This is a genomic window from Streptomyces sp. NPDC002499, assembly GCF_053595415.1.
Window position 1 is genome coordinate 395,676 of sequence record NZ_JBSFXO010000004.1, and the last position, 21,528, is coordinate 417,203.

At 73.1% G+C, this 21,528-nt stretch carries 13 protein-coding genes and 1 pseudogene; 11 read left to right on the forward strand and 3 right to left on the reverse strand.

Annotated features, from left to right (window positions below; translation table 11 throughout):
• The first annotated feature begins 10 nt into the window (after window positions 1-10).
• Entirely contained in the window at window positions 11-1,480 is a 1,470-nt protein-coding gene (locus ACWD5F_RS12830; protein WP_451253745.1) for an acyl-CoA synthetase, read from the forward strand.
• Complete coding sequence (locus tag ACWD5F_RS12835) at window positions 1,473-2,819, forward strand: carboxyl transferase domain-containing protein (RefSeq protein ID WP_451253747.1); 1,347 nt, start codon at window positions 1,473-1,475, stop codon at window positions 2,817-2,819. Before ACWD5F_RS12830 ends, ACWD5F_RS12835 begins: the two co-directional genes overlap by 8 nt.
• A gap of 17 nt (window positions 2,820-2,836) precedes the next feature.
• Here the strand turns inward: ACWD5F_RS12835 and ACWD5F_RS12840 are convergent, their stop codons facing one another.
• Window positions 2,837-6,463: a S8 family serine peptidase gene (locus tag ACWD5F_RS12840; protein ID WP_451253749.1), complete on the reverse strand. Its 3,627-nt coding sequence runs from the start codon at window positions 6,461-6,463 to the stop codon at window positions 2,837-2,839.
• 217 nt (window positions 6,464-6,680) lie between these two features.
• Here ACWD5F_RS12840 and ACWD5F_RS12845 point away from each other — a divergent pair, with 217 nt between their 5' ends.
• The 6 genes from ACWD5F_RS12845 (at window position 6,681) to ACWD5F_RS12870 (ending at window position 17,416) form a co-directional block, all read left to right on the forward strand.
• The gene (locus tag ACWD5F_RS12845; protein WP_401727826.1) at window positions 6,681-7,088 is read left to right on the forward strand and encodes a CU044_2847 family protein; all 408 of its coding nucleotides are present in this window, start codon (window positions 6,681-6,683) and stop codon (window positions 7,086-7,088) included.
• Complete coding sequence (locus tag ACWD5F_RS12850; protein WP_451253751.1) at window positions 6,986-8,950, forward strand: VMAP-C domain-containing protein; 1,965 nt, start codon at window positions 6,986-6,988, stop codon at window positions 8,948-8,950. The genes ACWD5F_RS12845 and ACWD5F_RS12850 overlap by 103 nt, the downstream gene beginning before the upstream one ends.
• Window positions 8,951-9,019: 69 nt before the next feature.
• Window positions 9,020-10,039 (forward strand): AAA family ATPase, encoded by a 1,020-nt coding sequence (locus ACWD5F_RS12855; protein ID WP_451253753.1) that lies wholly within the window; start codon window positions 9,020-9,022, stop codon window positions 10,037-10,039.
• A complete protein-coding gene (locus ACWD5F_RS12860; protein WP_451253755.1) occupies window positions 10,029-14,711 on the forward strand; it encodes an SAV_2336 N-terminal domain-related protein in 4,683 nt (1,560 codons plus the stop codon). Before ACWD5F_RS12855 ends, ACWD5F_RS12860 begins: the two co-directional genes overlap by 11 nt.
• Window positions 14,712-14,917: 206 nt before the next feature.
• Window positions 14,918-15,955 (forward strand): rod shape-determining protein, encoded by a 1,038-nt coding sequence (locus ACWD5F_RS12865; RefSeq protein WP_123999669.1) that lies wholly within the window; start codon window positions 14,918-14,920, stop codon window positions 15,953-15,955.
• A 48-nt stretch (window positions 15,956-16,003) separates the two neighbouring features.
• Window positions 16,004-17,416, forward strand: a complete 1,413-nt coding sequence (locus tag ACWD5F_RS12870; RefSeq protein WP_451253757.1) for a GAF domain-containing protein — start codon at window positions 16,004-16,006, stop codon at window positions 17,414-17,416.
• Window positions 17,417-17,455: 39 nt separating this feature from the next.
• Here the strand turns inward: ACWD5F_RS12870 and ACWD5F_RS12875 are convergent, their stop codons facing one another.
• The gene (locus tag ACWD5F_RS12875) at window positions 17,456-18,451 is read right to left on the reverse strand and encodes an anti-sigma factor RsbA family regulatory protein (protein WP_451253759.1); all 996 of its coding nucleotides are present in this window, start codon (window positions 18,449-18,451) and stop codon (window positions 17,456-17,458) included.
• Window positions 18,452-18,727: 276 nt separating this feature from the next.
• Between ACWD5F_RS12875 and ACWD5F_RS12880 the strand changes: the two are divergent.
• Window positions 18,728-19,003: pseudogene (locus ACWD5F_RS12880) on the forward strand (ANTAR domain-containing protein); the annotation flags it as partial.
• 70 nt (window positions 19,004-19,073) lie between these two features.
• Here the strand turns inward: ACWD5F_RS12880 and ACWD5F_RS12885 are convergent.
• On the reverse strand, window positions 19,074-19,202 hold the full coding sequence (locus ACWD5F_RS12885; RefSeq protein ID WP_280876486.1) for a hypothetical protein: 129 nt from the start codon (window positions 19,200-19,202) through the stop codon (window positions 19,074-19,076).
• Between the two features lie 205 nt (window positions 19,203-19,407).
• Between ACWD5F_RS12885 and ACWD5F_RS12890 the strand changes: the two genes are divergently transcribed.
• Both ACWD5F_RS12890 and ACWD5F_RS12895 read left to right on the forward strand, forming a co-directional pair.
• Window positions 19,408-20,949 carry a carotenoid oxygenase family protein gene (locus ACWD5F_RS12890; protein ID WP_451253761.1) on the forward strand — a complete coding sequence of 514 codons (1,542 nt, stop codon included), beginning with the start codon at window positions 19,408-19,410 and terminating at the stop codon, window positions 20,947-20,949.
• 52 nt (window positions 20,950-21,001) lie between these two features.
• Window positions 21,002-21,454 carry a hypothetical protein gene (locus tag ACWD5F_RS12895; RefSeq protein ID WP_451253762.1) on the forward strand — a complete coding sequence of 151 codons (453 nt, stop codon included), beginning with the start codon at window positions 21,002-21,004 and terminating at the stop codon, window positions 21,452-21,454.
• Window positions 21,455-21,528 lie beyond the last annotated feature (74 nt).

The following is a 21,528-nucleotide window of genomic DNA, read 5'->3' on the forward strand; positions in this document are numbered from 1 at the left end:
AGTGCCCCGCGTGACTTCCCCCCTCTTCCCCGCCCTGGCCGCCCCCGATGACGGGGTCGCCCTGTCCTTCGGCGAGCGAACCCTGACGTACCAGGAACTGGCGGCGGCGACGGACGCCCTGGCGGCCCGGATCACGGGCGGCGACCGGGCCTCCACCGTCCGGGTCGCCGTCTGGGCCACCCCGACGCTGGAGACGGCCGTCGCGGTCGTGGCGGCGCTGCGGGCCGGGATCGCCGCGGTGCCGCTCAACCCGAAGTCGGGGGAGAAGGAACTGGGCCACATCCTGGGGGACAGCGCGCCCGCGCTGGTACTGGCCGCGCCCGGTGACGAACTTCCCTCGGCGCTACGGGACTTGGAACGCATCGACGTCGACGTGCGGGGCACCGTCGGTGATCGGACGGAGGTCCACGAGGAACCCGGCGACGAGGAACCGGCCCTGATCGTCTACACGTCCGGCACCACCGGCCCGCCCAAGGGCGCGGTCCTCCCCCGCCGGGCGATCTCGTCCACCCTCGACGCGCTCGCCGACGCCTGGCAGTGGACCGGCGACGACGTCCTGGTGCACGGGCTGCCGCTGTTCCATGTGCACGGGCTGGTGCTCGGCATCCTGGGACCGTTGCGGCGCGGCGGCAGCGTCCGGCATCTGGGCAGGTTCGACACGGAGGGCGTGGCGAGGGAGCTGAGCGACGGCGCCACCATGCTGTTCGGGGTGCCGACGATGTACCACCGCATCGCCCAAGCGCTGTCCGAGGAACCGGAGTTGGCGAAGGCGCTGAGGCGGGCGCGGCTGCTGGTCTCCGGCTCGGCCGCGCTGCCCGTGCACGACCACGAGCGCATCAAGGCGGCGACCGGACGCCGGGTCGTCGAGCGGTACGGGATGACGGAGACGCTGATGAACACCAGCGTGCGGGCGGACGGTGAGGCACGGGCCGGGACGGTCGGCGTGCCGCTGCCGGGTGTGGAGCTGCGGCTGGTGGAGGAGGACGGGACCGAACTCACCGCGTACGACGGGGAGACCGTCGGCGAGATCCAGGTGCGCGGCCCCAATCTCTTCACCGGCTACCTCAACCGGCCCGACGCGACGGAGGCCGCGTTCACGGCCGACGGCTGGTTCCGCACCGGCGACATGGCGGTGCGCGAACCCGACGGGTACGTGCGGATCGTCGGCCGCAAGGCCACCGACCTGATCAAGAGCGGGGGTTACAAGATCGGGGCGGGCGAGATCGAGAACGCGCTCCTCGAGCATCCGGGGGTGCGGGAGGCGGCGGTGACCGGGGAGCCGGACGAGGACCTGGGCGAGCGGATCGTGGCGTGGATCGTGCCGGCCGATCCCCGCGATCCGCCCAGCGACAGCGAGTTGGCCGACCACGTGTCCCGCCGGCTCGCCCCGCACAAGCGGCCCAGGGTGGTGCACCACCTTTCCGCCCTCCCCCGCAACGACATGGGGAAGATCATGAAGCGGGCGCTGGCCCGTGACTGACCGCCGCTCGGCCCGGGAGATCCTCGCCCTGGTCACCGACACCACGACCTTCACCGAACTCCCCTCCGCACCAAGGGAGTCCAAGCCCGACGGCCCCCTCGGCTGGCAGGGCTACGACGCCTCGCGCGCCCGCGCCGCCGAGCGCACCGGCGAGCAGGAGTCCGTGGTGTGCGGCACCGCGCGCGTCGCGGGCACGCCGGCCGTGCTGATCGCGTTCGAGTTCGGCTTCCTCGGCGGCTCGCTCGGCGAACGCACCGGCGACCGCATCGAGTCGGCGTACGTCCACGCCCGCGCCCACCGCCTCCCGGTCGTCCCCCTGGTCGCCACGGGCGGCAGCCGCATGCAGGAGGGCATGCTCGCCCTCACCCAACTCCAGCGCGTGGCCCACCAGTCGGCGCTCACGAGGGCAGCCGGCCTCCCCCAGATCGCCGTCCTGCGCGACCCCACCACGGGCGGCGGCTGGGCCACGCTGGGCGCGGACTCGGACCTGATCCTCGCCGTACCGGGCGCGCAGGTCGGTTTCGCCGGCTCCCGGGTCCGCCCGCCGGACGCCGACCCGACGGCCTACACGGCGGAGGCCCAGCTGACGGCGGGCGCGCTGGACGAGATCGTGCCGCCGGAGAACCTTCGGGAGCGGCTGGGGGTGTGGCTGCGGCTGCTGACATCAGCGACATCGGAGGCGGCATCCCCGCCCACCGCCCTCGGCTCCCCCGAGCTTCCCGCCACCGGCAGAGACGCCGTCCAGGCCGCCCGTTCCCCTCAACGCCCGCGAGCCCAGGCCTACTTGGACGCCTACTTCACCCACCGCGCCGACCTCTCCGGTGACCGTTGCGGTGGTACCGACCCCGGGATGCTGTGCGGCTTCGGTGAGCGGGCGGGGCGTACCGTCGCGTATGCCGCGCAGACCGGTACGGCGACGCGTCCGGCGGGCTATCGGACCGCCGCTCGGCTGATCGGGCTCGCCGGCCGGCTCGGTATCCCCGTGCTGACGCTGGTGGACACCCCGGGTGCCGCCAACGACGCGGAGGCGGAGCGGCAGGGGGCCGGGGCCGCGATCGCCGAGGTGTTCGCGGCGGTGGCGTCGGCGCGGACGCCGGTCACCACGCTGGTGATCGGCGAGGGCGGCTCGGGCGGGGCACTGGCGCTGGCCGCGCCCGGCAACACCTGGGCCACGCCGGACAGTTACTTCTCCGTCATCGCCCCGGAGATGGCGGCCGCCATCCTCAAACGCCCGGCCGACCAGGCGGAGGCCACCGCCGATCAACTCCGGCTCCGTCCGCAGGACTTGGTGGAGCTGGGAGTGGTGCGGGGCGTGGTCCCGACTCGCCCCGCACCGTAGAACCTGCCTCCCCCTGCCTACTTCACCCCCACCGCCCGAATGACCTCCTGCGTCACCGAGCCGCCCCGGTCGTCGCTCGCGGCGGCCCGCAGAGAGATGTAGGAGGCATCTCGGGGCACGGTCAGCGTGCCGTGGCCGGTGCCGGTGCCGGTGAGTCGTACCGGCCGCCACGACTTCCCGTCGTCGTACGACACTTCGAGCTTCTCGTCGCCGATGGTCCCGGCGTCCGGGGCGCCCTTCACGTACTCCGCCCGGATCCCGACGGGCAGCCGCGCCCCGCCCCGCACATCGCCCGCGAGGTCGGTGTCGACGTCGAAGGCGAGGTTGATCAGCGGCAGGAAGGTCCAGCGGTCGTCGGGGGTGGCCGCTGAGCGGAAGGTCCACTCGGCATGGCCCTTCGTGGACAACCGCCAACGGTCGGCGTCGAGCGCGGTGTCGGTGACGACCTTGTACGTGTGCTCGTCGGCGGGCGCGTCCCAGGCGTACGCTCCCGAACTCTGCCGTCGGTCGACCAACTCGCCGTCCAGATACACCTCCGTGTACTGGGACATGCCGGTCTCCGTGCTCCACACGTCCCCGAACCCGGTGTGGTCGGGCCCGGAGTCGCCCCAGCCGGGCGTGTTGAACTGCAGCTGATTGCCCGAGCGTTGCTGACCCCAGCCGAGCCCGGTGCCGAGCCACGGATGCCAGACCGGCTTGAACCAGTCCAGCGCGGGACGCGAGCCGCCCCGGTACCGCACCAACCCGCTCCGCTCCTCCAACGCCCCGTCGGCCGCGGTGACGGACTCGTGCCACAGCTGCCCGGGCCCGGTGGACACGTAGTCGGTCCGCTCGGCCGGATAGTCGATCCGCTCCTGGAACCCGATGCCGATGGGGAAGGTCCCGGTGATCGAGTACCGGAACTCACTCCCGCCCACCGGCTCGGCGGCATGGAACTTCACTCCCACGGCGGCGAGTTCACGCCCGCTCGGCGCGTACGTCAGATCGCGGTTCGGGATCGCCCCCGCGTGCCCCTGCGAAAGGTCGTACATATAGGGCGTGTTGCGCGTCCCGGTCATGTCGACCCGCCCGGCCGCGCGGAGCCGGGCCGCATCGGCCGCGTCGACTGTGGCGATCTGCAACGCCCGGTCCCCGTCGTCGTCGCCCCACCAGGCGTTGAGCCGCCCGGGTCGGTCGTCGGTCACGAACAGCGCCTTGGCGCCCGCGTCCTGCGCGGCCCGGGCGAGGGCGACCGGATCGCCCCCGTCGGCGAGCCGCGCGAGCACCGCCCGGCCCCGCACCGCACCTGTCATCGGACCGTCCCCGACCTCCACGAGCGGCAGCCGCGTACGTCCCTCCATCAGCGTGCCGCCCGGCTGCACGACGGCCTCGCGCACGCCCTTGACCTCCAGCGACGGCTTCCCGAGCCGCCACACGGTCCGGTACTCGAAGCCTCCCTGGGTGACCTTCTTCGTGGGCGCCGCGAAGACGCTGTCGTACTTCACGGGCACCTGGACCGCCCCGAAGAGATCGGATCCACCGGCGTTGCGGTCGTACTCCATGAGCAGTTGCCGGGTCTCGGTACGCCGGTCGACCTCGGCCCTGATCTCCCGCAACGCCCGTCCGTCGAGGGTCACTTCACGGTCCTGGTCCAGCGTGATCTCGGGCGCCGCGAGGAAACCGAGGCCGAGCGAGTCGGCGCCGCGGCTGCCCCGCACGTCGAGGAAGGAGGTGATGCTGTACGTCCCCGGCTGGAGCCGCAGCTTCAGTGTGCCGGTGTCGTCGACGGACGCCGAGGACGGGTCCGCGCCCTGGGCGAGCCGCTGCACCACGAGGTCGGCGGCGGTGGCCGCGCCGGCCCGGTCCTTGACGTGGACGGTGAGCGTGTACCGCTCCTCCTCCTTGACCAGCCCGAACGCCGTGTGCGCGACGGGAGTTCCGGCGACGGACGCCACGATCCGCCCGCTGGTGTTGCCGACCGGCGCCTTCGCTCCGTCGCCGGTCACGGTGGTCGACGCGATGCCGTGCGCGGGCACGGTGAGGCGGGTGTCGGCGAGCGTGGCGACACCGTCCGGGGCGCCCTGCACGGCGAGGCTCAACTCGACGGCGGACCCGGAGGAGTTGGTGTAGGTGACGACCCTGCTCACCGGCTCGTCGTCCTCGTACGGCCAGCTGTAGAAGCCGAGATCGGCGCTCCCGGTGGCGGTGACGTCCGCCTCGACGGCCGCCGGGACACTCACCCGCCCGGCACCCAACTGATAGGCGGACGAGTCGAGTTGCGCGGACGTCGACATCAGCGCGTCCTTGAGCTGCGCGCCGGTCCAGTCGGGGTGTTCCTGGGCGAGCAGGGCGGCCACGCCGGCGACATGGGGCGTCGCCATGGACGTACCGCTCATGGATGTGTAGAAGCCGTTGCCGTCGACGAGTTGGGAGCGGGCGGCGAGGATGTCGACGCCCGGGGCCGAGAGGTCGGGCTTGAGGGCGTTGTCTCCGTAACGCGGGCCCGCGCTGGTGAAGTAGGCGGCCTGGTCGGCCGCGTCGACGGCGCCCACCGTGAGCGCGGAGTCGGCGGCGCCGGGCGAGCCGATGGACGAGGGGGCGCCGGTGTTGCCGGCCGCGACGACGAAGAGGGCGCCGGTCTCCTCGGTGAGCGTGTTCACGGCCTGGGCCATGGGATCGGTGCCGTCACTGGGCTCGGTGGACCCCAGACTCATGGAGACGATCCTGGCGTGCACGTCCCGCGCGGCCCACTCCATGCCCGCGATGATCTGGGACTCGCTGCCCGAGCCCTGGTCGCTGAGCACCTTGCCGACGGCGAGGGTGGCGTCCGGGGCGACGCCCTTCTCCTTGCCGTCGGAGGCGGCTCCGTCGCCGCCGACGGTCGAAGTGACGTGCGTGCCATGGCCGTTGCGGTCGGCGACCTCCTCGCCCTCGATGAAGCTCCTGCTGACGGAGACCCGCCCGGCGAGGTCGGGATGGCCGACGTCGACCCCCGTGTCCAGCACCGCGACGGTGACGCCCTTGCCGGTCAGCCCGGCCGCCCACGCCTGCGGCGTACCGATCTGCGCGTTGCTCTCGGCCATGTCGGCACGGACCCGCCCGTCGAGCCACAGCCCCCGCACCCCGTCCTGCCGGGTGAACTCCCGCCAGAACTCCCGCCCCTTGTCGGCCTCGACGGCGGCCCCGCGCACACTGTCGAGCACCCGCGTCCGCGTGGCGCTCCGCGGGACGACGGCGCGGGTCCCCTTCTTGTACGTCATGATCAACGGGAGCTCACCGGTCTGCCGGTCGGTGAGCCCCTGCCGCATCAACTCGCTGACGTCGAACAGCCGTTGATCGAGCGTCCCGGCCCGCAGATACGGCAGCGCCTCGTCCGGCACGACGGTGATCTCGCCGTCGGCGGTCTGGGTGCGCACGGCTCCGGTGGCGCCCCTGGGCCGCTCGACGGTGACCGTCTTCCGGCCGCCGCCGAGGTCGGTGACGGTGACCTTGTCGCCGGTCACGAGGGTGACGGTGCGGGCGGCGCCTGCCGCCGAACCGGCCTCCGCCGCCGTACCGGCGCCCGGGGTGCCGTCCCGTGCGGTCGCCGGTGCTGTCGGTAGCAGCGCCAGCACGAGCCCCGCCGACAGGAGGGTCGCCCCGCGTCCGACTGGTCCTCTGCTCATCCACGCCTCGCTTTGTCTCGTCGAGCGCCGTCGAGTGCTGCGAAGAGTGTCGGGGGGCTTGTGGTGCGGGAGGGTTGTGCGGGGGTGGCGGGTTGGCGCGGTGGCGGGTTTCCGCCAGCGGGCTCGGTGGCACGAACGGGGTGTCGAAACCGGGGCAACTCCGAACGCCGTCCGGGACAATGAGGTTGATCGGTTCGCCGTGGACTACGGGGGCGTCGTGGATGGTTTGGTCGAGTTCAAGATGGACGACGGCGCCGTGGTCGCGGTCGAGGCCATGGAGGAGGAGCGCGGGTCCCGGCTGATCGGCCGCCGGCGCGAGGACGGCACGATCCAGGCGGCGCGCACCTTCGAGGGCGCGCTGGACGGAGTGCGCTCGGCGGCCGAGTCGGCGCTGCGGGTGTTCCGGGACGGCGCGCTCCAACCCGACGGCGTGGAGATCGAGTTCGGCGTGAAGTTGTCCGCCGAGGCGGGCGCGTTCATCGCCAAGGGGACGGCCGAGGGGCATCTGGTGGTCAAGCTGACGTGGTCGCCGTCGCAGTCGCCCGCGCCCTCGCCGACTCCCGCGCCCTCGCGGGTGCCTTCGCCATCGCCCTCGCCCGACCGGGAGGTCGGTGGGTCCGCGTGATCCCCGGTGAGTGGCAGGCCCGCGTGGAGTGCGGCGGCCGACTGGCCGGCGCGGGCTTCCTGGTGACCGCGGACAAGGTGCTGACCTGCGCGCACGTCGTCCAGGACGGCGACCGGGCACCGGTGACCGTGTCCTTCCCGCAGCACCCGGGCGCGGACCCGGTCCCCGCGCGGGTCGTCGCGCGGGGCGGCTGGCCCGGACTCCGCGCCGACCGGGGCGACTTGGCCGTCCTCCAGTTGGCGAGCGAGGTCGCCATCGCCCCGGCGGTGCTCGCCCCGACCGACGCGGCGCACGGCGACCGCCGGCTGGTGGCGTACGGATTCCCGCAGGGGTACGACGACGACGGCACGCTCGCCGAGTACCGCACGGCGGGGCCCTTCCCGGTCATGGACGAGTGGATCCAGCTGGTGGCGTGGAGCGGGCACGGCCAGCCGCTGGTCGCCGGGTTCAGCGGCGCCGCGGTCATCCTCGTGGAGACCGGCGAGGTCGTCGGCATGGTCACGGCCGCGGACCGCGCCCGGGACGTACGCACCGGCCGCATGATGCCCACCCATGTCATCGCCCGCTACTGGCCCGACCTCAGCGACCTCGTGCCCTTCCGGGAGGGGATCGGGGTGGCAGGTCACTGGCCGAATGCCGGGACGCGGGCCGGGGCACGGGCCGGGGCACGGCTCAACTCGACCAAGGCCGATGGCAATGGCAATGGCAATGGCAATGCTCCCGCTCACACCGACCGCGCCTCCCTCGACGACCTCACCCCGGCCGACCTCGACCCCGCCGAAATCCCGGCGCACGCCTCCCGCGCACGGCTCCGCGGGCTCGTGGAGAAGGCCGCCCGGGCCGGCCTGGACTGCGATCCGGTGCGGCTCTACCGGGACGCGGCCGGGGAGTTCGACCCCGAGCCGCCGGCCGAGGGGTTCGCGTCGCTGTGGGCGGCGGCCTGGTTCGTGCTGTGCGAGGTCGACGATCCGCGGACGTCCACGCGGTTCGCCGACCGGCTGGACACGCTGCTGACCGTGCCGGTCCGGGCCGACGAGACGCCCGACTGGTCGCCGATCCTGGTGGAGGTACGGCCCAGCGGCGCCGGCAACGACGTGTTCCGGGTCGAGGTGTCCGCGTACAGCGGCCGGCGCCGCCATCTCGTCGCCTCGGGCACGGTCGCGGAGGACCGGCTGCCCGCCTATGTGCAGGACCACGTCGAGGAGGCGTTCCCGTATCTGCGGCCCGGCGCCGACGAGTTGATCGCGTTCGCGCTGCCCCGCGACCGGCTCGATCTGCCGGTGGACCGCTGGGGCAGCGCCCCGGACGACCCGACCCCGCTCGGCCGTACGTACCCCGTCGTCGTGACCGACCACGCCCGGCGCGCGGGCGGCAAACGGCACGTCCTGACCCGGGTGTGGGACCGACTGCGCTCCTACGAGGACGCGCCCGTGCAGCGCGTGGCGTGCGACTGTCCCGACAACCCCATGAAACTCCGCCGGCGGATGCGCCAACCCGACGCCTGTCTCGCGGGGTTCGCCGCCGCGTCCCCGACGGCCCGCACCCGCGCGCACTTCGAGGAGTCGGTCACCGCGCCGGCCCCGATGATCGTGTGGTCGCGCCGGGGCTGCGAGGCGGCGGCGGGGGAGGCGGGCTGCGCGGGCTCGGGCGACTGTTCCGGCACGGCGTTCCTGGACGTGGTCGATGCCCACCTCTCGCACGTCTCCCCCGTCGAACTCCCGCGTGCGGTCCTGGAGTTGCGCGAGGAGGCCGACACCGAGGACGACCACTGGGCGCGGGACATCCAACTGCTGTGGGACGACCCGCACTGCTTCACCGACGAGCACGCCGGAGCCGTACACACCAGGTCCCCCCTGGCCTGACCACCACCCCGACCGTCCTGAACCGAACCGAACGCCGCAACTCCCGCCCGCAGACCGGAGATCCGCCCCATGCCGCACTGGTCCGTCTACACCGGCAGCAGCGAACCGCACGACGGGATCGCCGAGTTGCCCGCCCCGCCGCCGTGGCGCGCGTTCGACGGCGGCCCCGCGCTGCCGCCGCCCGGCGAGCGGGACGACGCGGCGGCGATCTCTCCGGACAGGGTGCACCGGGCACGGACGTACGTGGCGACCCCGGAGAGCGTCCAGTTGGTCAACGCGGCGCTGTGTCTGCGCCGCCCGCTGCTGGTCACGGGACCGCCCGGCACCGGCAAGTCCTCGCTGGCGTACGCGGTGGCGCGCGAGCTGCGCCTCGGTCCGGTCCTGCGCTGGAACATCACCAGCCGCAGCACCCTCGCCGACGGCCTCTACCAGTACGACCCGCTGTCCCGGCTGTACGCGGCCCGCCCCGGCCCGGAGGCCGACGGGCAGCCGCGCGGCGGGGTCGAGGACCACCTGCGGCTCGGCCCGCTCGGCACCGCGCTCCTCCCCTACGACCGCCCCCGCGCCCTCCTCGTCGACGAGATCGACAAGAGCGACCTCGACCTGCCCAACGACCTGCTGAACGTCCTGGAGGAGGGCCAGTACGAGATCCCCGAACTGGTCCGCGCCGCCCGCCACTCCGCCGACGGCACGGCCGAAGTCCTCGCGGACGGCACGGAGTCGGCGGTCACCGTGGACCACGGGCTCGTCCGCTGCCGCGCGTTCCCGTTCGTCGTACTGACCAGCAACGGCGAACGCGAGTTCCCGCCCGCCTTCCTGCGCCGTTGCGTCCGGCTGAAGCTGCGCCGCCCCGAGCGGGGGCAGCTCACCGAGATCGTCCGCGCCCACCTCGGCGACCCGGACGACCGTGCCGTGTCCCTGATCGAGGACTTCCTACGGCGCTCGGGCCGCGGCGAACTCGCCACCGACCAACTCCTCAACGCGATCTACCTGACCGGCGTGGCGGGTCTCGACGCGGGCTCACCGGAGGAACTGGCCGAGCAGTTGATGCCATACCTCAGCGCGGCGGCGGACGGCGATGGCGTCTGATCCGGCGCCGAACGCCCACGCCTCCGCCACCGACCGGCTGACGGCCCTGCTCGCCACGGCCGCAGGCCCCGACGGCACGACCCCGACACCGCGCGAGCTGGCGGAACTGCTGTGGCTGGCACGGCAGTTGGCGCCGGCCGGATCGGCCGAGAGGGACGGCACCGACCGTGAGGACCCGGTACCGACCGCGCCCTCACGCCCTCCGACCGCACCCCGTCCCGCTCCCACCGCCGTACCCCCGGCGTCCCCCAAGCCGTCACCACCCGCCCCGACCCCCGACGGCCGAGTCCCCCTGCACCTCCCCAAACCGCCGGCCACGCCACCGACTTCGGCCCCTTCCCCCACCCCGGACATCACGGCCGACGGGCTCTTCCTCGCCCCCGCGCCGCCGATGCTCCACCATCCGCTCGCCCTGCAACGCGCCCTGCGTCCCCTCAAGCGCAAGGTGCCCGCGCGCCGTGCCCGGGTCCTCGACGAGTACGCCACCGCCGACCGCATCGCCCGGCTCGGGGCGCGTCCCGAGGCCTGGTTGCCCGTGCTGCGCCCGGCGCCCGACCGCTGGCTGCGGCTCAACCTCGTCCACGACACCGGTCCGACGATGCCGGTCTGGCGCCCTCTGGTGCGTGAACTGCACACCGCGCTCGCCCAGTCCGGGATCTTCCGCGCGGTCGCCCTGCACCCGGTCGGCCCCGACGGCCGGGCCCGCCATGTGCCCGACCCCGCTGACGGCCGCACGGTCACCCTCGTCGTCAGCGACTGCATGGGCCCGCAGTGGCGCCCGGGCCCGGCGGGCGACCGCTGGTACCGGGCCCTGCACCGGTGGGCGGACCGGATGCCGGTGTCCGTGCTCCAGCCACTGCCCGAACACCTGTGGCCCACAACGGCCTTGCCCGCCGAGCCGGGCCTGCTCGCCGCCGCGACGGCGGTCGCTCCCGCGGCACGGCTCGCTTTCACGCCCTTCGACCCGGACAGCCCTCGCGGCCCCCAAAGGGACACCGTCCTCCCGGTGTTGGAGGCAGGCCCGTCCTGGCTCGCCAACTGGGCCGCCCTGGTCGCGTCCCCGGGCGGCGCCCACACCCCGGGCGCGGCGGCCCGACTGCCCGCCCGTCCCGCGTCACCGGCCGAGCCCGCGGCCTCCGACATCGCCGAACTCCCGCCCCGCGACCTGGTCCTGCACTTCCGCTCGACGGCGTCCCCGGCGGCCTTCCGCCTGGCCAGCCACCTCGCCCTGGCCGACCCGTCCCTGCCGGTGATGCGCCTGGTCCAACACGCCCTGGAATCCAGCCCGCGCCCCCAGCACCTCGCCGAGATCATCCTCAGCGGCATGCTCACCACGATCCCGGGTCCGCCGGGGTCCTACGACTTCCGTCCCGGCGTACGGGATCTGCTGCTGCGGTCCCTGCCGCGCACGGCCCGGGGGCGGACGCGTGAATTCCTGGCCCGGGTGGGCGGGTTGATCGACGAGCGGGCGGGGCTGACGGCCGGGGAGTTCCGGGCGCGGGCCGGGGGGCGGGAGGCCGAGGCGATCGCGACGGTTCGGGAGGAGACGGTTCGGCGGTTGGGAGGGCAGGAGGTTGCCGGACTGGTCGCGGGGCGGTATCGGCTCCTCGGGCAACGAGGGCAGAGTCGCCGCATGTGGTCGGCCGTGGATGTGCGGACCGACCGGCCGGTGGTGGTGCACAGGTACCCCGACCAGGTGGCCCCGCAGGAGCGGTTCCTTCGGGAGGCACAGGCACTCGCCGAGCTGCGCCATCCGAACGTGGTGCCCGTGCTGGACTTCGGTGTGGAGGGGCAAAGGCCTTATCTGGTCGTGGAGTTCGTGGACGGCGTGACCATGGCCGAACTCCAGATAGGGAGCGGACCGTCGGTTTCCTTCGGGGTGTTCACCCACTTGCTGAGCGACGTGGTCCCGGCGCTGGACGCCCTGCACGAGCGCGGCCTGGTGCGTGGACAGGCCGGTTGGGACGGTCTGCTGTTGCGGTCCGACGGCACGGTGATACTCAGTCGGTTCGCGCTGGGCGAGCAGTCGGAAGGCCACGACGCGTTCGCCGACTTCCTGGTGTTCGGCGCGCTTCTCAGGGACTTGGCCGCCGCGAACCGCTCGCACGACCCCCGGTTCCGGCAGGCTCGCGACCAACTGACGCGGAGCGGGGATCTGACCGATGCCGTACGTCTGCTCGCGTCGTCGCCCACCTTCGCGCCGACGAACGCGCCTGCCGACCGGCTGAGCGTCACCATGCTCGGCCCCCTGCGTATCGGCCTGGGCGACCGGCCCCTCAGCCCGCTCTCCCCGGAGCAGCAGGCCCTGTTGTGCCTGCTGCTCCTCAAGCAGGGGCGCCGCGTGCCCCTCGCCGAACTGGCCGAGGGACTGTGGGAGCAGCCCCCCTCGGGAATCGAAGCCACACACCGGGTCCGCTCAGTCGCATGGGATCTGCCGCAGATCCTCGGCCCGGGCACCGTCGCCACCCTCGCCGACGGTTACGCCGTGCATGTTCCGGACGCCCACATCGACGTACTCCACTGCGAGCAACTCCTCGCCCGCCGCTCCCCCGAACAGGACCCCCGCACCGAACGCGCCCTGATCCAGGAGGCCTTGGACCTCTGGTACGGCGAGCCACTCGACGGCATCCCCGGCCCCGCCGCCAAGGCGACCCGCGCCCACCTGCACACCCTGCGCCTCACCCTGTGCGCCACCCGCGCCCAACTCGACCTGGACCTCAGCGACTTCGAGCAGGCGGCCGGCGACCTCGCGTCCCTCCTCCAGGAGCACCCGGACCGGGAGGACTTCCGCTGGCTGCACATCCTGGCGCTGAAGGGCATGGGCCGGATCGCGGAGGCCATCGAGTCGTACGAGTCCTACGCGGAGGTCAGGGCCCGGCAGCACGGCGACCCCATCGACCCCGCCCTGCACGAGCTGTACCAGGAGCTTCGGGCCTCGCCCGAGCGGGGCCGGCCCACGATCGTCTTCGACGCGCCCGGTCTGAGCGAACACCCGCAGGCCCGGCACACCTTGGGCCGTGCGGTGACCGGGCTGCTCTCGTCGCCGGACCTCACCCCGCACGAGTACGACGTGACGGCCCGCACCGACGGCTATGTCGTCCTGGCCGAACCCGAGGCGGACATCCTGCCTCTCCTCGATGCGGTTCTGCGTGAACTCCCGAATGCACTCGGCGACTTGGAGGACCCGCCGCCGTTCCGGGTGGTCTTCTGGCACGGTCCGTGGTTCACCAGCTCAGACCAGTCCGGCATGCCGAGCCACCTGGCGACCGTCCTCGCCCGCCACGAGGCCGACATCCTGGTCGTCGTCTCGCCCGTCCTGCACGAGGAGTTCTCGCGCACCTCCGCCGCCCCCCTCTTCGAGCCTTTCCGCATGGGCGCCCCGAACTCCCAACCCCTGTCCTGGTACCGCCCGTTGCACCTGCCGACACCCGAACCGGAGCCGGAACCCGAGCCCCGGGACCTGGTCAGCGGCCCGTTCACGACCCCCGACATCGCCCGCCTCGAACCGCCCGACGCGGCCCGCACGGCCATCGTCCACACGCGTCCGGATGGCCCGATCACACTCCTCAACCCGAACCAGCCCTGGGGCAGCCGCCCTCCCCGCCTCACCACGTACTACGAGATCGACCTCACCACCCAGCAGGCCGAGTACGAGGTCCCACTGCCGAGTTCGGGCGGCGGGACGTTCACCACGGCGGTCGAGCTGTCCTGGCACGTGGACGACCCGCTCGCCTTCTTCCTCGGCGAGACCGCCAACGTCTCCGCGCTCCTGCTCGACCACTTCCTCAAGGAGGCCTCCCGCATCAGCCGGCGCCACCCCTTGCGGCGCGCGGGCGCGGCCCAGCAGGCCGTGCGCGCCGGGCTGCGCAGGTGGCCGGTGCCGGGCCTCTCGGTGTCGTTCGCGGCGAGCCTGTCCCCGGAGGGCGACCAGCAGCCGCCTCGAAGCCGGCCGGCGGAGGCGGACGACTCACCGGCCGGCCTCCTGCGGAACGCGCAGACCGTACTGATCGGCTTCGACGGCGTCCTGACCAGGCTTTTCTCGACGCGAGACGCCCGCAAGGCGGCCCTTGACCTGCTCGGTGTGGTGGCCGAGCACCGCAATGTCGAGGACGCCCTCCGCGGGCGCCCCCTCACCGGCACCGGCGGGAGTCCGGTCGCCGGGCAGGAGGCGTACATCCATCCGCTGGACGTGCTGCGGGCCTTCGCGGACAGCGGGCTCGCCCCCGCCCTGAGCGAGCGCCTGGACCTGCTCGAACTGCGCGCCGCCGCAGTGGCCCCCGACAACTACGAGTCCGCTGGCCTCGTCCGTGCCCTGCACGCGGCCGACCGACAGATCCACGTGGTCTCGGACGTGTGCGAGGCGGCGATCCACCGCCACCTCGGCCCGCAGAGTCTGCCCCTGGCCGGTGTGCACGGCCGTGGCCCGGACCCGCGCCGGCTGCTGCCGCACCCCGACTGTCTGACACGCGCCCTGCGCACCTCGGGTGTCCAGGCCCCCACCAGCCTCGTGATCGGCTCGTCGGTCGCCGAACTCGCCGCCGCCCAGCGGCTCGGCCTGTCGTTCATCGGCCTCGCGGGCACCACGTCCGTGGAACGGCGACTGCGCCAGGCGGGCTGCGAGACAATGGTCCCGAGCCTCGAACCCCTCCGGGAAGCCGCCAGATACCTCTGAGTCACCCCCGTCTTTACGGTACATTTACATCGGGCATATGTGACAAAACCCCCCATTCAGCCGCACCCCACCCGGCCCCCCACAAAAGGCGCCCCCACCCCCACCCCCGCACGATGCGAGTGAGGCCCGCCACCCGGTGCGGCCCACGGAACGAGGTCCGCCATCCCGCGGCGGCCCACGGTCTGCGCTCTCGGGAGGACCTAGCCATGACCGCCAGTCTGGAGCAGTTGCGCCGCTGCCATTTCGCCGTCGACCTGGGGGCGGCCCGGACCCGCGTCTATGTGAAGGGCGCCGGACTCGTCGTGGACCAGCCCTCCGCCGCCGCCATCAACACCCGCACCGGCGCCCTGATCGCCGTGGGCGAGTTCGCCGAGAAGATGACCGGCCGCACCCCGGACTACATCCGCGTCGTCCGCCCCGTCTCCGGCGGCACCGTCGTCGACATCGAGATGGCGCAGCGCATGCTGCGGCACCTGCTCGGCGACAAGATCCGCCGCAATCTGCGCCGCAAGCCCCGCCTGCGGGCCGCGGCCTGCACCCCGCACGACGCCGATCCGCTGGCCCAGCGGGCCGCGATCGAGACCCTGGTCGGGCTCGGCGCGCGCCGCGTCGAGCTCGTCGACACGCTCATCGCCGCCGCCGTCGGCTGCGGACTGCCCGTCGAGCGGCCCGAGGCCACCATGATCATGGTGTGCGGGGCGGCGGCGACCCAGGTCGCCGTGCTCTCCCTCGGCTCGATCGTCACCGCAGAGCGCATCCCCGTCGGCGGCGAGGCCGTCGACCACGCGATCGTCCAACACCTGCGCCACGAGCACGAGTTGATGCTCCCGAGCCAGTCCGTACGGCCGCTCCAGCTCGCCCTCTCCGGCAACGGCCTCACCGCCCAGGGCCCGGCGTCCACCGAGATCCACGGCCGGGACGTCGCCACCGGCCTGGCCCGTTCCGTCCAGGTCGACACCGCCGCCGTGCGGGACGCGATCGAGACGCCGCTGACCGCGGTGCTCGACGGCATCGGCCGGGTGCTGCGCAACTGCCCGCCCGACCTGGTCGCCGACCTCGCCGACCGCGGCATCATGATGGTCGGCGGCAGCGCCCTGCTCCCCGGTCTCGACCAGATGCTCCGGCACGCCACCGGCATGCCGGTGCACATCGCCGAACGCCCCGACGTCTGTGCCGTACAGGGCCTCGGCGCCATGCTGGAGGGCAAGATCGAGCCGCTGGTGCTCGACCCGCTGGCCACCTGAGCACCGTACGAGACTCCCGTACGAGACACCCCCGACCGGGCACCCGGCATGACCGACCACCTGCCACCGCTGCTGGAGGCCGTCCTGGGCGTGGGTACCGACCTCGAACTGCGCACCACCCTCCAGCACATCGTGGACAGCGCGGCCGAACTGACCGGTGCGCGGTACGCGGCGCTCGGCACCACGGATCCCGGGCAGGACGGTCTGACCGAGATCCGTACGCCGGGCGCCGCCGTCCCGCGCTCCCCCGGCGCCCCGGCCCTCAGCGTGCCCATCCACGTGCACGAGGAGACCTTCGGCGAGTTGCACCTCGCCGGCAAGCGGGGCGAGGTGCCGTTCAGCGCGGAGGACGAGCAACTGCTGCACGTGCTCGCCGCGCAGGCCGGTATCGCGATCGGCAACGCCCGGCTGTACGAGGCGGCCCGGCAGCGCGAACGCTGGATCGAGGGGGCCGCGGCCGTCACCACCGCGCTGCTCACCGGCGAACAGGCGGCGGACGCGCTGGAGACGGTCGCCGAGCGCGCCCGCATCCTCGCCGACGCCTCCGCGGGGATCATCCTGGAACCCACCGAGGACGGCGGCATGGAGATCGTGGCCGCCTCGACCCGGCAGGACCCGGGCGACATCCTCGGCACCACCATCGAGCCCGGCAGTCCGGTCTTGGTCCAACTCCTGGGCGGGGAACCGGTGTTCATCGACGACTCGGCGACCGACCCGAGGATGACCACGCATGTACGGCACCGGTTCGGGCCCAGCATGATGCTGCCGCTGCGGGCGGAGGACCGGCTGATCGGCACCCTGGCCCTGCCCCGCGCGCGCGGCGACCGCCCGTACACCTCCGTCGAGCGGCTGCTGGCCACCCAGTTCGCCTCCCAGGCCGCGCTCGCCCTGGTCCTGGCCGACGCCCAGTACCGGCGCGCCCGCCTGGCCGTCTACGAGGACCGCGACCGTATCGCCCGCGATCTGCACGACCTGGTCGTCCAACGGCTGTTCGCCACCGGCATGATGCTGGAGTCCACCCAGCGCAAGGGGCCCGTCGACGCGGTGCACGCGACCCTCGGCCGGGCCGTCGACGAACTCCAGTCGACGATCCAGGAGGTCCGCACCGCGATCTTCGCCCTCCAGCAACCCCCCGCGGAAGCCCCGACAGGCCTAAGGGGCAAGGTGCTTCGCGAAACGTCCGCCTCCGCCGCCGTGCTCGGCCGCAGCCCCTCCACCCGGTTCACGGGACCGGTGGACAGCCGCGTCCCGGACCGCACCGCCGGCCACCTCCTCACCGCCCTGCGCCGCGCCCTCACCGCCGCCACCCAACGCCCCGGCGTCACCCACGTGGAGGTCGTGATCGACGTGACGACCAAACTCCCGGACGGCCGGGACGCCGTACGCCTGACCGTCTCCGACGACGGGACGACGAAGGACGGGAGTACGGGGACGACGGTGAGTTGGCAGGCACCGTTGTGAACTCCCGGTCCCGCAGACGCCATCGGCCATGAAACTCCGTCAGCGGCGGAACCAACATCGCACAGTGGTCCCCCCGGGCCCCGTGTGCAGCCGTACGAGATCCGCCAGCAGGTTCACCAGCAGCAGCCCCCGTCCGCCGCGTCGAGCCCGCGGAGCGGGGCGGCGGCCGGCCAGGGGGTCGGTGAGGTGGCCCTTGTCGCGTACCTCGCAGACCACGAACCCGTCCTCGGCCCACAGCCGCAGCGCGCCCGAACCCCCGCCGTGCACCACGCTGTTGGTGGTCAGTTCGGCGATGGCCAGGGCCAGGTCGGGCAGTCGGGCGGGCGGCAGGCCGAGCCGGGCGCCCTCGTCGGTGGCCAGGTGCCGGGTCTCGCTGAGCGCCTCGGCGTCGAAGGCGAGGGCCAGGACGTCCGGCACGGGCGGGAGGGGCTGGTTGTAGCGGGCGAGCGCGGCGTCGGGGGCGTAGCTGTCGCTGTCCCGGGCCCGTCCGGATCCGGCGTCGAGGATCACCGGGTGGGTGGCGCGGATGTCGGCACCGGCCTGCGGGGCGAGGTGCCGCATGTCGTACGGGCACAGGACGGTGGCTCTGCGGCCCAGGAAGGAGAGGTTGATCAGCGCCTCGTGCTGGACGCAGGCCGCGTACTCGGTCGCCGTGCGTTCGGCCCAGACCGGCTCTCCGACGATCCGCACCTGCGTGCCGGGGGGCTGGGTGTCGGCGAAGGCGCGCAGTATGCCGGGGATGATCCGGCCGGGGTTGCGGCCGGCCTCCCGCATGTCGACGAGGCGCAGCGCGGGGTCGGTGCCGAACTCGTCCTGGATCAGCCGGAGTCTCTCGGTGGGCACCGCCACCGCGACGGGCTCACCGGCCGCGAGCGCGCCCCGGACGAAGGGCAGGACGCCGTCGAGGTACTCGCGTTCGTCCCGGTAGAGCAGGGCGAGATGCGCGAACGGGCCGGGCGGGTCGGGGGGTTCGGGAGGCTCGCGCGGCCCGGCCGGGAATCTCCGGTCGCCGTCGTCTCGAACGCCGCTGTCCACACCGTCTCCCCACTGATGCTCCGGACGCTGATGTCTGGACGGCCTCCCTACCGATACCTGGACGACAGCGCGCCTACCCCGGACTCGGCCGGTCAATCCCGGAGACCTGGTGTAGCCCGCCGTTCGAAGGGCAGGCGCAGTTCCAGCACTTCAACGTCGTGCCGACCGTCGAAAGCGGCGAGGGGGGACATGATCACAGTGGCACACGCATCTATCGCGGGGCTGCCGAACAGCCCGACCAGGGCGCGGTCCGAGTTACCGGACCGCACCGGCGTCGAGCAACTTCACCTGCTGCGCCAGGAGGTCGAACAGCTCCGCAGGGCCATCGCCTCCCGACCGGTCATCGACCAGGCAAGAGGCGTCCTGATGGCCACGCACGCGTGCTCCTCGGAGGATGCGTGGGAGATCCTGCGGGAGGCCTCCCAACTGTCCAACACCAAGCTGCGCACGGTCGCGGAAGCGGTCACGGCCGGTGCCAGGACCGGGGGCCCGCCCCTGCCGCCCGAGGTACGCGGCGCCCTGCGCACGGCACTCGCCCGCCGCCCGGTCTGAGCCCGGACTGCGTCAAGTACGGCGGGACTCGACGCGAAGTCCGTACGGCGGGACTCGACTCGACGCGAACTCAGTACGGCAGGATCCGCCCCGACGGAGTCCTGCGGTCGATCTGCTGGTCCCGGGCGTCCCTGGAGTCCCTGGAGGACGTCGCGGACCCCGGACGGCGGCTGACGCGCACACGGATCTGGCGATTCATGACACCCTCCTCGGACTCACCGGCTCCTGCCTGATACCCACCAGCCTGGTCCCTGTACCCCACCGGCACATCGTGCCTTCGGAGGCTCCTGACCTGCCCCTCCAGCACTACCCCGCGCCACGCCCGCTACTCCCGGGGAATGAGATCACCCCTACTCCTCACGCGGGAGCGTTTGTCCCGCGGACGACAGGGGCAGAGGGCGGGCATGGTCGGTGAGCAGGGCACGGACGGGAACCAGGCGCCCTACGCCGCCGGTCTGCGGACCCCGGCGCGCGAGTACGACGACGTCGCGCTGCCCGTCGAGGGCACACTGCCGCCCTGGCTGTCGGGGACACTGCTGCGCAACGGGCCCGCCCGCTTCGAGGTCGGCGACCGCAGCTTCCGGCACTGGTTCGACGGCCAGGCGATGATCCACCGCTTCCACATCGCCGCCGCCGGGGTGTCGTACACGAACCGCTACCTCGCCACCCCGGCCCGTACCGCCTCACTCGCCAACGGCCGTATCTCGTACGGGGAGTTCGCGACGGACCCGTGCCGCTCGATCTTCCAGCGGCTGTTCACGCTCTTCTCCCCGCCGCCGGCCTCGGGCAACACCAACGTGAACATAGTCCGGTTCGGCGAGCGGACCCTGGCGCTGACGGAGACGCCGCTGCCGGTCGAGTTCGACCCCGCCACGCTGGAGACCCTGGGTGTCCGAGGCTACGAGGACCACCTCGGCAGCACCCCGGTCACCACGGCCCACCCCCATCTGGAGCCGGGCGCCGACCACTTGGTCAACTACTCGATCCGCTTCGGGCGTACCAGCCACTACCTGATCCACCGTCAGCGCACCGAGTCCGCCGCACTGCGTGAGGTCGTGGCCGAGAGACAGGTCACCCACCCGTCGTACATGCACAGCTTCGCGATCACGCCCTCGTACGCCGTGCTCGTCGAATTCCCCTACCGCGTCAACCCGTTGGCGCTGCTGCTGAGCGGCCGCCCGTTCATCGAGAACTACCGCTGGCGGCCCGACGACCCCACCCGGATCACCCTCTTCTCCCTCACCGACGGCAGCGTGGCCGGGGAGTTCGAGGCACCGGCGATGTTCGCCTTCCACCACATCAACGCGTACGAGGAGGAGGCGGCGGAGGTGGAGGGCGCGGACGGCGGTACGGGCGGAGCCGGCGGCACGGTCGTCCTCGACCTCTGCGCCTATCCCGACCCCGAGATCATCCAGGCCCTCTACCTGGACCGACTCCGCACGGTCGGCCCGGTCCCGCAGGCCCTTCCGACCCGCCTGCGCGTGGACCGCGGGACCGGCCGGGTCACGGTCACCCGCCTCTCCGACGAGCCCCTCGAACTCCCCCGCATCGACTACCGCCGCCACAACGGCCACCCGTACCGGTACACGTACGGAGTCGGCGCACGCGACCACGGGGGCGACGACTTCTTCGACCAGCTGGTCAAACTGGACGTGAGCTCCGGCGAGACGCTCACCTGGCACGAGCCGGGCAGCTATCCCGGGGAGCCGGTGTTCGTGGCGGCACCGAGGGTGACGGACAAGGACGCCGCCGGGAACGCCGAGGAGACCATCACCGGCGAGGACAGCGCCGAAGACAGCGGCGTCATCCTGTCCGTCGTCCTGGATTCCGCCGCGCAGTCCTCATATCTCCTGGTCCTGGACGCGACGACCTTCACGGAACTGGCCCGCGCCCGGGTCCCGCAGCCGGTCCCTTTCGGCTTCCACGGCGTCTTCACGCGCGGTTAGCGGCGCCCGCCGCCCCCGGCGGGCGCACACTGGAGGACGACCAGGAGGAGCCATGCGCATTCCCCTACGCCTCCCTCGCCCAGCCACTCCGCCCGTCCCGGCCGGTCCGCCCCGGTCCGCGCAGGTACGGGCGCTGGTCGCCGTCCTGGACGACGCGGTCGCGGCGCAGCGCCCGGCCGACGAGGCGGTGGCCGCGTGCGGCGAGCCGGGGCCCGTGTCCTGCCAGACCGCGCGGGACTGCGGCCTGCAGAGCATCGCCCTGCACCGCCTGCGCACCCGGCTGCAGGACCTCCGGCTCACCGACCCGGACCTGGTACTGGCCCAGGCCCAGGCGGCCCGGCTGCTCTCCTACGACCTGTGGATGCTGCGCGAATCCCTGGACCTCGCCTTCACCGTCCACCGCGACGCCCGCACCGAGGCGGCCCGGCTCCGCCTCAACGGGCTGGGCCGGCGCGCGGACGATCTGCGGCGACTGCGGGACGGGCTGCGGGCCGAGGTCCGTTGACGGGCCAGTCCTTGTAGTCGGGGGTCGATCCTTGCCGTTGGGCGTCAGTCCTTGTAGTCGGGGGCGACGCGCTC

What these genes read in the sequence shown, in the direction of transcription:
- ACWD5F_RS12865 (WP_123999669.1), top strand. Translation starts at nt 14,918, where the DNA reads ATGACCGCCAGTCTGGAGCAGTTGCGCCGCTGCCATTTCGCCGTCGAC.
- ACWD5F_RS12855 (WP_451253753.1), top strand. Translation starts at nt 9,020, where the DNA reads ATGCCGCACTGGTCCGTCTACACCGGCAGCAGCGAACCGCACGACGGG.
- ACWD5F_RS12890 (WP_451253761.1), top strand. Translation starts at nt 19,408, where the DNA reads ATGGTCGGTGAGCAGGGCACGGACGGGAACCAGGCGCCCTACGCCGCC.
- ACWD5F_RS12840 (WP_451253749.1), bottom strand. Translation starts at nt 6,463, where the DNA reads ATGAGCAGAGGACCAGTCGGACGCGGGGCGACCCTCCTGTCGGCGGGG.
- ACWD5F_RS12885 (WP_280876486.1), bottom strand. Translation starts at nt 19,202, where the DNA reads ATGAATCGCCAGATCCGTGTGCGCGTCAGCCGCCGTCCGGGGTCCGCG.
- ACWD5F_RS12895 (WP_451253762.1), top strand. Translation starts at nt 21,002, where the DNA reads ATGCGCATTCCCCTACGCCTCCCTCGCCCAGCCACTCCGCCCGTCCCG.
- ACWD5F_RS12870 (WP_451253757.1), top strand. Translation starts at nt 16,004, where the DNA reads ATGACCGACCACCTGCCACCGCTGCTGGAGGCCGTCCTGGGCGTGGGT.
- ACWD5F_RS12860 (WP_451253755.1), top strand. Translation starts at nt 10,029, where the DNA reads ATGGCGTCTGATCCGGCGCCGAACGCCCACGCCTCCGCCACCGACCGG.